Origin of the sequence: Glutamicibacter arilaitensis Re117, assembly GCF_000197735.1 — a bacterium.
GTDB classification, from domain to species: domain Bacteria; phylum Actinomycetota; class Actinomycetes; order Actinomycetales; family Micrococcaceae; genus Glutamicibacter; species Glutamicibacter arilaitensis.
Genome location: NC_014550.1, coordinates 2,229,765 through 2,242,514, shown reverse-complemented (window position 1 = coordinate 2,242,514; position 12,750 = coordinate 2,229,765). Strand labels below are relative to the sequence as shown.

The 12,750-nt window shown below is 60.5% G+C and carries 14 protein-coding genes, 7 tRNA genes and 1 riboswitch; of the genes, 13 read left to right on the top strand and 8 right to left on the bottom strand.

Annotated elements, in window-relative coordinates:
• Positions 1–68: 68 nt before the first annotated feature.
• The 8 genes from AARI_RS10755 to AARI_RS10720 form a co-directional block, all read right to left on the bottom strand.
• Positions 69–272 carry an antitoxin gene (locus AARI_RS10755; protein ID WP_013349315.1) on the bottom strand — a complete coding sequence of 68 codons (204 nt, stop codon included), beginning with the start codon at positions 270–272 and terminating at the stop codon, positions 69–71.
• Positions 273–511: 239 nt separating this feature from the next.
• Positions 512–587 (bottom strand) — tRNA-Gly (locus AARI_RS10750).
• Positions 588–606: 19 nt separating this feature from the next.
• A tRNA-Gly gene (locus AARI_RS10745) sits at positions 607–682 on the bottom strand.
• A 42-nt stretch (positions 683–724) separates the two neighbouring features.
• Positions 725–796, bottom strand: a tRNA-Val gene (locus AARI_RS10740).
• A gap of 53 nt (positions 797–849) precedes the next feature.
• Positions 850–922, bottom strand: a tRNA-Gly gene (locus tag AARI_RS10735).
• A 42-nt stretch (positions 923–964) separates the two neighbouring features.
• Positions 965–1,036 (bottom strand) — tRNA-Val (locus tag AARI_RS10730).
• Between the two features lie 27 nt (positions 1,037–1,063).
• Positions 1,064–1,134 (bottom strand) — tRNA-Cys (locus tag AARI_RS10725).
• A 54-nt stretch (positions 1,135–1,188) separates the two neighbouring features.
• Positions 1,189–1,261: transfer RNA gene (locus AARI_RS10720), tRNA-Gly, on the bottom strand.
• A 192-nt stretch (positions 1,262–1,453) separates the two neighbouring features.
• On the opposite strand from AARI_RS10720, the gene AARI_RS10715 reads away from it, so the two are divergent.
• The 13 genes from AARI_RS10715 to hisF all read left to right on the top strand — a co-directional run bounded on the left by AARI_RS10715 (position 1,454) and on the right by hisF (position 12,711).
• Positions 1,454–2,296, top strand: a complete 843-nt coding sequence (locus AARI_RS10715; protein ID WP_041648830.1) for a PD-(D/E)XK nuclease family protein — start codon at positions 1,454–1,456, stop codon at positions 2,294–2,296.
• A gap of 93 nt (positions 2,297–2,389) precedes the next feature.
• Complete coding sequence (def, locus tag AARI_RS10710; protein WP_013349313.1) at positions 2,390–2,953, top strand: peptide deformylase; 564 nt, start codon at positions 2,390–2,392, stop codon at positions 2,951–2,953.
• Positions 2,954–2,956: 3 nt separating this feature from the next.
• Positions 2,957–3,889 (top strand): methionyl-tRNA formyltransferase, encoded by a 933-nt coding sequence (gene fmt, locus AARI_RS10705; protein ID WP_013349312.1) that lies wholly within the window; start codon positions 2,957–2,959, stop codon positions 3,887–3,889.
• Positions 3,886–5,409 carry an RsmB/NOP family class I SAM-dependent RNA methyltransferase gene (locus AARI_RS10700; protein WP_013349311.1) on the top strand — a complete coding sequence of 508 codons (1,524 nt, stop codon included), beginning with the start codon at positions 3,886–3,888 and terminating at the stop codon, positions 5,407–5,409. The genes fmt and AARI_RS10700 overlap by 4 nt, the downstream gene beginning before the upstream one ends.
• 28 nt (positions 5,410–5,437) lie before the next feature.
• On the top strand, positions 5,438–6,100 hold the full coding sequence (gene rpe, locus AARI_RS10695; protein ID WP_013349310.1) for a ribulose-phosphate 3-epimerase: 663 nt from the start codon (positions 5,438–5,440) through the stop codon (positions 6,098–6,100).
• Between the two features lie 43 nt (positions 6,101–6,143).
• A riboswitch (FMN riboswitch) is annotated at positions 6,144–6,281 on the top strand.
• A gap of 115 nt (positions 6,282–6,396) precedes the next feature.
• Positions 6,397–7,098: a nicotinamide riboside transporter PnuC gene (gene pnuC / locus AARI_RS10690; protein WP_013349309.1), complete on the top strand. Its 702-nt coding sequence runs from the start codon at positions 6,397–6,399 to the stop codon at positions 7,096–7,098.
• Positions 7,099–7,109: 11 nt separating this feature from the next.
• The gene (gene ribD / locus AARI_RS10685; RefSeq protein WP_013349308.1) at positions 7,110–8,150 is read left to right on the top strand and encodes a bifunctional diaminohydroxyphosphoribosylaminopyrimidine deaminase/5-amino-6-(5-phosphoribosylamino)uracil reductase RibD; all 1,041 of its coding nucleotides are present in this window, start codon (positions 7,110–7,112) and stop codon (positions 8,148–8,150) included.
• Between the two features lie 35 nt (positions 8,151–8,185).
• Positions 8,186–8,809 (top strand): riboflavin synthase, encoded by a 624-nt coding sequence (locus tag AARI_RS10680; RefSeq protein WP_013349307.1) that lies wholly within the window; start codon positions 8,186–8,188, stop codon positions 8,807–8,809.
• The gene (locus tag AARI_RS10675; protein WP_013349306.1) at positions 8,809–10,065 is read left to right on the top strand and encodes a bifunctional 3,4-dihydroxy-2-butanone-4-phosphate synthase/GTP cyclohydrolase II; all 1,257 of its coding nucleotides are present in this window, start codon (positions 8,809–8,811) and stop codon (positions 10,063–10,065) included. Before AARI_RS10680 ends, AARI_RS10675 begins: the two co-directional genes overlap by 1 nt.
• Positions 10,066–10,101: 36 nt before the next feature.
• Entirely contained in the window at positions 10,102–10,593 is a 492-nt protein-coding gene (gene ribH / locus AARI_RS10670; RefSeq protein ID WP_013349305.1) for a 6,7-dimethyl-8-ribityllumazine synthase, read from the top strand.
• A 72-nt stretch (positions 10,594–10,665) separates the two neighbouring features.
• Positions 10,666–10,929 carry a phosphoribosyl-ATP diphosphatase gene (locus AARI_RS10665; RefSeq protein WP_013349304.1) on the top strand — a complete coding sequence of 88 codons (264 nt, stop codon included), beginning with the start codon at positions 10,666–10,668 and terminating at the stop codon, positions 10,927–10,929.
• Between the two features lie 141 nt (positions 10,930–11,070).
• Positions 11,071–11,919 (top strand): ATP phosphoribosyltransferase, encoded by an 849-nt coding sequence (gene hisG / locus AARI_RS10660; RefSeq protein ID WP_013349303.1) that lies wholly within the window; start codon positions 11,071–11,073, stop codon positions 11,917–11,919.
• Between the two features lie 21 nt (positions 11,920–11,940).
• Positions 11,941–12,711: an imidazole glycerol phosphate synthase subunit HisF gene (gene hisF / locus AARI_RS10655; RefSeq protein ID WP_013349302.1), complete on the top strand. Its 771-nt coding sequence runs from the start codon at positions 11,941–11,943 to the stop codon at positions 12,709–12,711.
• Positions 12,712–12,750: the final 39 nt, after the last annotated feature.

The window sequence follows — 12,750 nt, the reverse complement described above, 5'->3', positions numbered from 1 at the left end:
GAAGGCACCGACCGCAGTCGGTGCCTTCCTAGGATGCTCGGGCAAGCCGAGGGTAAAACAGAGAGGGATTAGCCCTCGTTGTTTTCGCCTCCGCCAAGGCCATTGAGGTAGTCGCCGGCACCCTGCTGGACGCCGTCTACCTGCTCTGCGAACTTGCCGCCGGTCTTATCATCGACAAAATCGCCAGCCTGTTCGATACCCTGGGATACCTGCTCCGGGTTCTCCTTGGCGAATTCCTCTGCCTTGCCACGCAGATCATCAAATCCTGCCATGCTGCACCTCCATTCGTCTGTGGGAACCCCTTTAGCTCCACAACTACCCACCACACTATGTCCTTCGACCACCGCACGGAAGTGAATTGGGCAAAATTTGTCAGCTGCTTAGGTTTTATGCTGGCCGCTGTCAGGGTGCTCCCAGCTTTGGGACCTGTGGGCCTAATGGGTGCCAATGGCCGTGGGCTTGAAGTTAAAGCAAAGATGGGAACCACGAAAAAGTGATTCCCATCTTTATTTGGAGCGGTCAACGAGGTTCGAACTCGCGACCTCAACCTTGGCAAGGTTGCGCTCTACCAGCTGAGCTATGACCGCAAAACTATATTCAATTATTTGGAGCGGTCAACGAGGTTCGAACTCGCGACCTCAACCTTGGCAAGGTTGCGCTCTACCAGCTGAGCTATGACCGCATACTTAATTTTAGATTTATGGTCTGGTGAACCATGAGTCCGTGCGCGATACTGGGATCGAACCAGTGACCTCTTCCGTGTCAGGGAAGCGCGCTACCGCTGCGCCAATCGCGCCGAAGATTCACAAGGAATCCCGACTGAAAACAAAACTTAATCTGTTTTCTCAGAGCGGTCAACGAGGTTCGAACTCGCGACCTCAACCTTGGCAAGGTTGCGCTCTACCAGCTGAGCTATGACCGCATATTTAATTTTAGATTCATGGTCTGGTGAACCATGAGTCCGTGCGCGATACTGGGATCGAACCAGTGACCTCTTCCGTGTCAGGGAAGCGCGCTACCGCTGCGCCAATCGCGCAAAAAAGATCAAGCAATCTTCATTGCGAGGTGGGGACGGGATTCGAACCCGCGTATACGGCTTTGCAGGCCGCTGCCTCGCCTCTCGGCCACCCCACCATACTGACCGAAGTCAGAGTGACTAGTTTTACCTAATCGGTGAATCTTTTTGCGAGCGGACAACGAGGTTCGAACTCGCGACCTCAACCTTGGCAAGGTTGCGCTCTACCAGCTGAGCTATGTCCGCAAAATGTGTTGTTTTCGCGCCGTTTCCGTTCGCTCCAACGAGTAAAAACTCTATACGAGATTCCCCGTCCCTACAAATCGAAACGCTGAGATCTGGTTCACATTGCCTAAAAACCGCGGAACTACGCGGAAAATTCGTTTTTCCGTCACGACTAGGAGCGAAGCGAGCTGCACACGTGCCATGATCGTGTGCATGACGTCACCAAAACTGGCTATTCAAACTGAGTCGGGCCGCATGTACAGCCGGCAAATTGGCACAGCAGCGATTGTCCCATCCATCACCACAGTCATCGGGATGGACAAGCTCGACCTGTCCGGCTGGGCTGGATACATGGCCGCCAAAGCGCTATCAGAGGACCAGCGTCTGGCGCAGTCACTGGGGGATCAACGCCAACTGCGTTCCCTGGTGCGCGATGCCGCCAACGCGTCCGAAGCCTACCGGGACTCCGCAGCGGCCCGTGGCGACCGCGTACATAATTACGCTGAACAGCGCGCCTTGCAAGCATTGGATGCCGAACATTATCTGCCAGCCGCTCTCGCTGAACTCGAAGCGAACAACGAGTTGGGGTTCGCACGCCACTTCGATAAGTGGTGGCAGGACTATGCAGTGGAGCCTATTGCCGCAGAAGCGACAGTGTGGAACGAAAGTGTCGGTTACGCCGGCACCATTGACCTGGTCGCGAAGATCGGCGGGCGTACCTGCCTGATTGACTACAAAACTAAAACGACTGACCGCGAAGGCTTCGTAAAACGTCCCGACGACAAAGTGATCATGCAGCTAGCCGCGGCGTGCAAGGCTGAAGAGCAAGTTGTCGATGCCGAGCAGGGCACGTGGAAAGCGTGGGAGTACGGAACAGACACGATGCTGTTGGCGGTAGCACTGGGGGAGAGCGGAACACGTACCTTCTTGGCGCCACCAGCGGCATTACCCGACTACTGGTCCAAGTTCTATGCCCTGCGGAGGAATTGGGAAGCCTCGTTCAAGATTGCGCAGTCGCGTGCCTCACTGGCCGAAATCACGCCGCCAACTCAATAAAGGCGCACGCGCACCGCGTAGACTAGAACGGTTAGCTTTCGGCACTGCGAAACCTAATATCAAAGTCCACGGCAGGGAAGGTACCAGCGGATTATGGCGATTTTGGGAATTCGGATCATCGGAGACCCCGTTCTACGCACCCCAGCGCAGGAGGTGACCGACTTTGGCCCGGAGCTCCAGAAGCTCGTCGAAGATATGGATCAGACGATGGAAAACGTCACTGGTGCAGGCCTTGCCGCGCCACAGGTCGGCGTTTCCTTGCGCGTGTTCACCTACCAGACGGGTCAAGAGCGCGGACATATCGTGAATCCAGTACTGGAACTGAGCGAGGATTATCAGGAAGACCAGGTCGAAGGCTGCCTGTCGATTCCGGGCATCGCCGCTCCGGTCCGCCGTCGCCGTCATGTCAAAGCCACGGGGTTCGACAAGTTCGGCAACCCGGTGGAAATTGAAGGGGACGGCTTGCTCGCCCGCTGCTTCCAGCACGAAACGGACCACTTGGATGGCATCCTGTTCCTGGATCGCTTGGAACCAGAAGAAAAGAAAGCTGCGTGGCGCACCCTGCGAGCCAACGACTACTCGCAAACCGCTATCGCCACCGTAAAGAAACGTTCTGGAGCTTTGGGCTCCAGCTTTGGCGCAGGATTGGGGCTCTAACTCATGCGTATTTTATTTGCCGGCACGCCACAGGTCGCCGTCACTTCACTGAACTACTTGCACGAAGCCGGCTTTGAAATCGCCGCAGTACTCACCCGCCCTGATGCACCCTTGGGGCGCAAACGCGTGCTGACACCATCGCCGGTCGCCGCGCGCGCAGAAGAACTCGGCCTGCCGATTATCAAGGCAGCCAAGATCACCGACGAAACCACCGCGCAGCTGGCGCAGCTGAACCTCGACGCTGCAGCGATTGTTGCCTACGGCGGACTGGTTCCCGAAGCCGCGCTGAGCGTGCCAACCCACGGCTGGATCAACTTGCACTTCTCGCTGTTGCCAGACTGGCGCGGTGCCGCACCGGTGCAGCACTCGATCATTAACGGCGATGACATCACCGGGGCCGTGACCTTCCAACTGGAAACAGGGCTGGATACCGGCCCGGTCTTCGGCCAGGTGACTGAACGCATTGGCGAGCTGGACACTGCCGGCATCATGCTCGACCGGCTCAGCGAATCCGGATCCACCTTGCTGGTCCAAACCCTGCAGGCCTTGGATTCCGGTCAAGCCGTAGCCATCGCGCAGGCAGGTTCGCACACCTACGCGCCAAAGATCACCGACGTGGATGCGGAACTGGACTTCACCCGCACCGCCACCGAAATTCGCCGCCGCGCCCACGGAACCACCCCGTTCCCTGGCGCATGGGTCAAGGTTGATGACAAGCGCTTCAAATTCGGGCCGCTGCGCGAGCGCCGCGAGATCACCGATCTGGACGCCGGTGAAGTGCGCATCGAACCAGGCAAGCAGCCGAAGGTCTTGATCGGCACCGCAACCTGGGCTTTGGAGCCCACCCAGATCCAGCCTCCGGGCAAGAAAATGATGAACGCCAGCGACTGGGCACGTGGAGTGCTCACCCAGGGAACGAAAGTGAGCTTCGCATGAGCGGGCAGGAACCACGCGACGGATACCGTGAGAACGAACGCCGCAACGAGCAGGGCCGCACCCGCAACCGCGGCCAGGGTGGGCCACGCAAGTACTCGGCCTCGGCACCCGGCCAGCGAAAGCGCGCAGCCGACCCGGCTCGCCTGGTAGCTTTCAGGACGCTGCGCGAGGTCTCCGGCTCGGACGCCTACGCCAACCTGGTGCTGCCCAAGATGATCCGCGAGTACCAGCTGGATCGCCGCGACGCCGGCTTCGCTACCGAGCTGGCCTATGGCGCATTGCGCGGCCAAGGCTTCTACGACGCAATCCTGGCCACCCTCGTTGACCGGGATTTGAGCGAACTTGATCCAGCTATCCTCGATGCGCTGCGCCTGGGAGCACACCAGCTGCTGGCCATGCGCGTGCCCAAGCATGCGGCCTTGGATGAGACCGTATCGCTGGCGCGTGCACAGATCGGCGCCGGCCCTTCGGGACTGATCAATGCGGTACTGCGCCGCGTTTCGGGCCAGGAAGCCGACCAGTGGACCGAGCAGCTGGGCAGCGCCGCCAGCTCCGAGTCAGAACGCCTGTCCATCGAGCACTCGCATCCGGACTGGATTGTCCGTGCCCTGCGCGGCGCGCTGATCACCCACGGCCGGGACGCCAGTGAACTTGAAGCCCTGCTGGAAGCCGATAACTTGGCTCCGCTGGTGAACCTGGTTTCCCTGCCCGGCCTCGGCGATCTGGCCGGTGCACTGGAATCCGGTGCTGAGCCTGGAACCTTGCTGTCTGACTCGGCCACCTACAAGCACGGCGATGTTGCCCGCGTGCCCGGGGTCAAGGAAGGAACCGTGCGCGTGCAGGATGCTGGTAGCCAGGTCATGGCGCGGGCATTGGCGAATATTGAACTGCCAGAAGCAGGCGAAGACCGCTACTGGCTGGACATGTGCGCCGGTCCAGGCGGCAAGGCGGCCTTGCTGGGTGCCATCGCGGTACAGCGCGACGCGCGTTTGACCGCGAATGAGCCTACCGAGCACCGTGCCCGCCTGGTTGAGAACTCGCTGGATGCGGTGCCGCATGACTACTGGATGGTCACCACCGAAGATGGACGCAGCTTCGCTGGCGAAGACTTTGCCGGGGACTACGACCGCATCATGGTCGATGCACCCTGCTCCGGTCTGGGTGCGCTGCGCCGCCGCCCCGAATCGCGCTGGCGCAAGGCACCGCGTGACATCCCCGAGCTGACCAGCTTGCAGGGCGAACTGCTCGATGCCGCATTCAATGCGGTCCGCGTTGGCGGGGTCATCGGGTTCGTCACGTGTTCGCCGCATCAGGCGGAAACCCGACTGGTTGTGGAAGACTTCTTGAAGCGCCACGAAAACGCGGCCCTGCTGGATACCAGCGCCGCGGTTTCCTCGGTGATGTACGAGAACGCCCCACCGGCAGGGCATGATCTGGGCGATGGCACCACCGCTCAGCTGTGGCCTCATGTGCACGGCACGGATGCCATGTTCATGGCCATCCTGACCAAAAAAGCTTAGCCAAGTCCGAGTATTCCAAGGAGCACCCATGCCTAACGCGCGGATCAACCCGTCGATCCTGTCCGCAGACTTTGCAAACCTGGCCGCAGAGCTGGAACGCATCCACACCGCCGACGCGGTCCACGTGGACGTCATGGACAACCACTTCGTTCCCAATCTGACCTTGGGCTTGCCCGTGGTCGATGCATTGCACAAGGTCAGCAAGCTGCCAATCGACGTGCACCTGATGATTGAGAACGCCGATCGCTGGGCTCCGGAATACGCACAGCTCGGCGTGGATTCGGTAACCTTCCACGCCGAGGCATCGGCTGCCCCGATCCGCTTGGCCCGCGAATTGCGCTCCGCCGGCTCCAAGGCTTCCATGGCCCTGCGTCCGGCAACGCCGATCGAGCCGTACCTGGACATGATCGGCGAGCTGGACATGGTTCTGCTGATGACGGTGGAACCAGGATTCGGCGGCCAGAAGTTCTTGGATCTGGTGCTGCCCAAGATCAAGCGCGCCCGCGCCGCAATTGAAGGCTCCGGCAAGCCAATTGCGCTGCAGGTCGACGGCGGCATTTCGCGCGACACGATCTTGCGTGCGGCGGAAGCCGGCGCTGACGTGTTCGTGGCTGGCTCTGCGGTCTACTCGGCCCAAGAGCCATCGGTCGAAATCGATGTGTTACGCAATCTTGCACTCGGCGGACATTAAGCTGGCGCAAAGTGTGCCAGAATGAACTTGAAGTAAACACGAATACGTGCTCCGGGGTCGGTGTAAGTCCGAACCGGCGGTGATAGTCCGCGACCCGCTACCAAAGCCACAAGCTGAGGGAACGGTTGAACTGGTGAAATTCCGGTACCGACAGTTAAAGTCTGGATGGGAGAAGCACGAATTTGATTTGCCTTCTGGTACTGCCGATAGCCCCCGAGGGGACTATCTTCTAAAGCAGAGCCACAGGCCCATCAAACGCACACCCCCGGAGCCGCCGCTTCTAGAAGGGTGGAATGATGGATTTCCTGCGGTGGCTCATTGAAGCTTTCAACTCACAAATTGCGATCGGCTCCTCGGCACTGCTGGTGCGCGAAGTCGTCGGCAATATCTTCGGCTTGGCCAGCGCCGTAGGCGGCATGCGCCGCAAAGTCTGGGCCTGGCCCATCGGCATCGTGGGCAACCTCTTGCTGCTCACCGTTTTCCTCGGCAGCATCTTCGACACCGGCTACACCGCCAACCTCTGGGGCCAAGCCGGACGCCAGATCATGTTCATCGCGGTCTCGGTCTTCGGCTGGTATCGCTGGAAGCAAGCCAAAAATGGCACCGGCAGTGCGGTCACCCCGCAATGGGCCTCCAACAAGGCACGCCTTGGCCTGATCGCCGTGCTGATCCTGGGCACGATCGCGGTCACCCCGATCTTCCGCATGCTCGGCTCGTATGAACCTGTCTGGGCTGATGCGTGGACCTTCGTCGGTTCGATGCTGGCCACCTACGGCATGGCCAAGGGCTGGGTCGAATTCTGGCTGATCTGGGTAGCGGTCGACGCAGTTGGCGTACCGCTGCTGTTCTCCGCCGGCTATTACGCCAGCGCCTTCATGTACCTTTTCTACGGTGCTTTCACCCTGGTCGGCTTCTTCGTCTGGGCCAAGTCCAGACGCGATGCAAAACCCCAGATTGAAACCGAAATGCTTGACCCAACCATTTCTCGCAAGCGCTAAGGGGCAGAGCCATGATTACTACCGAGCAACTCGACGCAGCACTGCGCACCGCGTTGGAAACCGCCGGACGCGGATACCGCGGAGCCAACCCGCTGGTGGGTGCCTGCGTATTGGATGCCGAAGGAAACATCATCGCCACAGGCTTCCACCTAGGGGCCGGGCATCCGCACGCCGAGGTCGACGCACTGCGCCGGCTTGGCAAGATGTCCCCAGCCAAAGCACGCGAACTGACGATGGTTGTCACCCTCGAACCGTGCAACCACACTGGCCGCACCGGTCCCTGCGCCCGGGCCATCGCCGAAGCCGGCATCGGCCAGGTGCACTACGCGGTGCCCGATAATACGGCAGCCAGCGGGGGAGCGGACTACCTGCGAAGCCAGGGCATTCAAGCCACCCAGCTGGAATGCTCGGACGCGGCTAGGAACCTGAACCAGCGCTGGTTCATCGCCAAGGCTGAAGGCAGGCCGTTCATCACCGTCAAGATCGCCCAATCCCTGGACGGGCGGATCAACGCACCGGATGGCACCAGCAAGTGGATCACCTCCGAAGCTTCGCGCAACCACGCCCACGGACTGCGTTCCCGGGTGGACGCCATCATGGTGGGCACCAACACCGCGGTCATCGATGACCCGCGCTTGACCGCCCGCACGCCCACCGGAGAATTGCACGAGCGCCAGCCATTCCGCTTGGTGATGGGCGAACGCGAACTGCCAAATGATCTCGCGCTGATGCAGGGCGATGACTGGGAGCAGATCCTCACCCGCGACGTGCACGAAGCCATCGTCCGCGCCAATGAACTAGGCTTCGGGCACCTGCTGGTTGAAGGCGGCGCCACCGTTGCCTCGGCATTCATCGCCGCTGATCTGGCCGACGAAATCTACTGCTACCAAGCCCCGCTGATGATCGGCGCCGGAAGCTCGTCGGTGAATATGCCAAGCACCAGCACCCTGAGCGAAGCTAGGCGTTTCCGCCTGGATTCGGCCAGCCGCGAATCGCTGACCCGCCTAGGCGATGACATCGCCCTGCATCTGGAACCGTTGCCCCGCGGATAAGCGCCGGCAAACTGCAAACTTTTCAAGGAGTAAATATGTTTACCGGAATTGTGACCGGCCAAGGCGTCATCGAAGGCATCGAAACTTTCAGCGACAAGGACCTGGCAGTACTGACCCTGCGGGCCGAAGGCCACACCGAGAACCTGGGCCTTGGCGGCTCGCTGGCCGTAAACGGAGTCTGCCTGTCCGCCACCGAGCTGCACGGGGAAACCCTCAGCGTCGATGTCATGGGCGAAACGCTGCGCCGAACCACCATCGGTGCGCTGAAAGCCGGCGACCAGGTCAACCTCGAACGCTGCACCCCGGCCGGAGGCCGGCTCGACGGACACGTCGTGCAGGGCCATGTCGACACCGTCGGCGAAGTGCTGGCCCGCGAAGACCACGGTCAATGGACCACCTTCCGCATCTCGATCGACGACGCCTACGCGCCGCTGACCGCAGAAAAAGGCTCCATTGCGCTCGATGGCATCTCGCTGACCATCACAGCAGTCTCTCCGGCCGCCAGCACCGGCAACCACTGGGTAGAGGTGGGCATCATCCCGATCACTCTTGCCGAAACCACCATGGGCACCCGCACCGTGGGAGAGAAGGTCAACATAGAGGTCGACGTGCTCGCCAAATACGTGGCGCGCCTGAACGAATTCGGAGGCCAGCGCTAATGGCGGCTTCAACCTTGGACACCATCCCCACAGCACTGGCCGCGCTGGTCGCAGGTCGTGCCGTGGTCGTCGTTGATGACGAAGACCGGGAGAACGAAGGCGACATCATCTTCGCCGCCCAGCATGCCACCGCACAGCTGATGGCCTTCACCATCCGCTACACCTCGGGAGTCATCTGCGTACCGCTGGGCGCCGAACGCGCTGACGCGCTGCGCCTGGCACCCATGGTCGGCATCAACCAGGATGCCAAAGGCACCGCCTTCACCATCACCTGCGATGCCGCCGAGGGCATCACCACCGGCATCTCGGCTGCCGACCGCGCGCTGACCAGCCGCCTGCTGGCTGACCCGCAGACGCAGCCCGCTCAGCTCTCCCGCCCCGGCCACATCTTCCCGCTGCGTGCCGCGCCCGGGGGAGTGCTCGAACGCCGCGGGCATACCGAAGCGGCCGTTGACCTGTGCCAAGCTGCCGGACTGGAACCGGTGGGCGTGATCGGGGAAATCACCAAGGACGACGGTGAAATGATGCGCCTGGATGACCTGCGGGTCTTCGCCGCAGAGCATGACCTGCCGCTGATCTCCATCGACGACCTGGCCCGCTGGCGCCGGATCAATGATGCGATCGAGCTGACCGACGCGATCCAGCTGCCTACCGCCTTCGGGGACTTCACCGCCCGTGCAGCCTCCGCAGAAGGCCACGAGCACGTGGTGCTCAGCCATGCAGGCCCCGACGGCAGTGAGCCGGGCAATCTGGTGCGCATCCATTCGGAGTGCCTTACCGGAGACATCTTCGGTTCCTACCGCTGCGATTGCGGCGAGCAGCTGCACGCTTCGATGGCGGCCATCGCCCAAGAAGGCGGGCACATCATCTACATCCGCGGGCACGAAGGCCGTGGGATCGGGCTGGCCAACAAGCTGCGCGCCTACGCGCTGCAGGAATCAGGCATGGACACCCTTGATGCCAACCTGCACCTGGGCTTCCCAGCCGACGCGCGCGAATACTTCGCCGTGGCAGCAATTCTCAAGTCCATGGGCATCAGCGAAATCCGGTTGCTGAGCAATAACCCGGACAAGCAGGAGCAGCTCACCAAGGCGGGGATCAACGTGGCAGAGCTGATCGGCCTGCAAATTGCCCCGCGCGAGCAGAACTCCGCCTACCTGCGCACCAAGCAGGTGCGCTTCGGGCACCATCTGGACTTGCCAGTTTCCCAGGACGAGCAGAACGACCCAGGCGCCGACGCCTACCACGGCGCCTAATACCCAAGAACTTAGCAGAATAAAAGGAGCATCAAGATGAGCAAGCACGGCGCACCTACCGACGTCAGCGAACAGCTGAAGGCACTGGCAGGACAAGAGAAGTTTTCCCAGCTCAAGGTGGCCATTGTGGCGGCCAGCTGGCATGACGTGATCATGAACGGGCTGATCGACGGCGCCCAGCGCGCCGCCAAGGACGCAGGGCTGGAAGCACGCACCACCCTGATTCGAGTCCCGGGCACCTTCGAATTGCCGGTCGCCGCATCAACCCTGGCTGAGAGCTACGACGCAGTCATTGCCCTGGGCGTGGTCATCCGCGGCGGCACCCCGCACTTCGACTACGTCTGCCTGGCAGCGACCAATGGCTTAACCAATGTGAGTGTGGACACCAAGACCCCGATCGGTTTCGGCGTGCTCACCTGCGATAATGAAGAACAGGGTCTGGACCGTGCTGGCTTGGAAAACTCCAGCGAAGACAAGGGCTATGAAGCCTACTCCGCTGCCGTCATGACGGTAGCGGCACTGTCCTAGCATTCGGGTGGCCCTGTCACAAAGGGCCACCAGAATACGGCCTCGATAAAGAAAACAGCTAGGATTAGTTCCGTGAAAACTTTTGACGAGCTCTTCAGCGAACTATCGCTCAAGGCACAATCCCGCCCGGAAGGCTCACGTACCGTCGTCGAACTCGACTCTGGTGTCCATGGCATCGGCAAGAAGATCGTCGAGGAAGCCGCCGAAGTTTGGATGGCTGCGGAGTACGAAACCGATGAAGCCGCGGCGGAGGAAATCTCCCAGCTGCTGTACCACCTGCAGGTTCTCATGATCGCCAAGGGTATGACCTTGGCCGACGTTTACAAGCATCTATAGCCGTCGCGCGACTGCGCCCTGATCACTTACCGATCAGGCCCCGGTCAACGCACGGCGGCAAAACAACGGCCAATGAAATAATCCTTGGCGCTTGTTTATGGCTAATCGCCGCAGCGCCATTCATGACGAAATGAGTCAACAATGCTCCGCGTAGCCCTACCCAACAAGGGTGCCCTCTCCGAAATCGCTTCCACCATGTTCAAGGAAGCCGGCTACCTCCAGCGCCGCGATTCACGCGAACTGGTCCTGGTCGACGAGGACAACCAAGTTGAATTCTTCTACCTGCGTCCCCGCGATATCGCCGTTTATGTCGGTCGCGGCATCCTGGACGTAGGCATCACTGGCCGAGATCTGTACCTGGATGCAGATGTCGACGATGCTGTGGACGAGCAGCTCTCACTGGGCATCGGAAAGTCTACTTTCCGCTTTGCTGCTCCAATCGGTGCCTTCAACGATGCACAGCAGCTCAACGGCAAGCGCATTGCTACCAGCTACGATGTGCTGCTGCGCCACTACCTGGAAAAGTCCGGAATCCAGGCTTCGATCGTTCGCCTTGACGGCGCCATCGAATCCTCGGTCCGCCTGGGCGTAGCCGATGCCATCGCCGACGTGGTGGAAACCGGAAACACTATCAAGGCTGCCGGCATGGAGATCTTCGGCGATCCGCTGCTGGAATCCGAAGCCGTCATGATCGGCCGCGTCGGGCACAAGCCTGCCGGACTGGATGTGCTTATTCGCCGCCTTAATGGCGTGCTTGTTGCCCGCCAGTACGTCATGCTCGACTACGACGTACGCCGCGAACAGGCCGATCAGGCCTGCGAGCTGACCCCGGGTCTGGAATCGCCTACCGTCTCGGACCTGGCCAACTCGGACTGGGTTGCCGTGCGTGCGATGGTCAAGAAGTCCCAGACCAACAACATCATGGATGAGCTGTATGAAGTTGGCGCTCGCGCCATCTTGGTCAGCCAGATCCACGCCTGCCGCATCTAATCAGACAAGGATCTTTCGCTAATGAGCGTTGCAATTCGTGTAATCCCTTGTCTCGACGTAGACGCCGGACGTGTTGTGAAGGGCGTGAACTTCGAGGGCCTTCGCGATGCCGGGGACCCAGTGGAGCTGGCACGTCGCTACAACGACGCCGGCGCCGACGAACTGACCTTCCTGGATGTCACCGCATCCAGCTCGGATCGTGAAACTACCTATGAAGTGGTCCGCCAGACCGCTGAGGAAGTTTTCATCCCGCTAACCGTTGGTGGCGGAGTCCGAGCTGCTGAGGATGTTGATCGCTTGCTGCGCAACGGCGCAGATAAAGCCTCGATCAATACCGCAGCAGTGAATCGCCCGGAGGTAATCAATGAGATTACCCAGCGATTCGGCTCGCAGGTTCTCGTGTTGTCGCTCGATGCCCGTCGCACGAGTGATCCTTCGATCGCCTCAGGCTACGAAGTCACTACTCATGGTGGACGCACTGGAACTGGTATGTGCGCCGTGGCTTGGGCCAAGGAAGCTGCTGAACGAGGCGTGGGCGAGATCCTGCTGAACTCGATTGATGCTGACGGCACCAAGGATGGTTTTGATCTGGAAATGATCCGTGCGGTTCGTGCCGAAGTTTCAGTTCCATTGATCGCTTCCGGTGGTGCAGGGAAGCCTGAAGACTTCCCGCCAGCAATCGAAGCAGGAGCTGATGCAGTTTTGGCCGCATCGATTTTCCACTTCGGTCCAAAGGACATGATCGCTAAGGTCAAGCACGCAATCCGAGAAGCTGGTTACCCAGTTCGCTAGTACTACATGGCAAAGGCTCGACACTCAGGTGTCGAGCTT